General features: G+C 65.7%; 1 protein-coding gene. It reads right to left on the bottom strand.

Going from position 1 to position 752, the window contains the following annotated elements; all coding sequences use genetic code 11:
- The coding region (locus AWB78_RS42895; protein ID WP_157697921.1) for an acetyl-CoA C-acyltransferase at window positions 1-752 on the bottom strand (752 nt) is incomplete at both ends.

Below are 752 nucleotides of genomic sequence, written 5' to 3'. Positions count from 1 at the left end.
CGCCAGCGCGACACCCATCCCGCCGCCGATGCACAGCGACGCCAGACCCTTCTTCGCATCGCGCTTCTGCATTTCGTGCAGCAGCGTGACGAGAATCCGGCAGCCCGACGCGCCGATCGGGTGACCGATCGCGATTGCGCCGCCGTTCACGTTGATCTTCGACTGATCCCAGCCCATCTGCTTGTGCACCGCGAGCGCCTGCGCCGCGAACGCCTCGTTGATTTCCATCAGGTCCAGGTCGTTCACCGACCAGCCCGCGCGCTCCAGACAGCGCTTGGACGCCGGCACCGGGCCCATGCCCATCACCTTCGGATCGACACCCGCGTTCGCGTACGCCTTGATGCGCGCGAGCGGCGTCAGACCCAGCGCTTCGGCCTTCTTCGCCGACATCACCAGGACCGCGGCCGCGCCATCATTGAGACCCGATGCGTTCGCCGCCGTCACCGTGCCTTCTTTCGAGAACGCCGGCTTCAGGCCCGCGAGCGCGTCGGCCGTGACGCCGTGACGCACGAACTCGTCGGTGTTGAACTGCAGCGGCTCGCCCTTGCGTTGCGGAATCGCGACCGGCACGATTTCGTCGTTGAAGCGGCCGGCCTTCTGCGCGGCTTCCGCCTTGTTCTGCGACAGCGCAGCGAACGCATCCTGCTGTTCGCGCGTGATGCCGAATTCCTTCGCGACGTTCTCGGCCGTCGTGCCCATGTGATAGTTGTTATAGACGTCCCACAGGCCGTCGACGATCATCGTGTCGATCA

It is taken from the genome of Caballeronia calidae, from assembly GCF_900044055.2.
Taxonomy (GTDB): Bacteria; Pseudomonadota; Gammaproteobacteria; order Burkholderiales; family Burkholderiaceae; genus Caballeronia; species Caballeronia calidae.
Note: the sequence above shows the minus strand (reverse complement) of the source record. Positions and strands in the feature narration are given on the sequence as shown.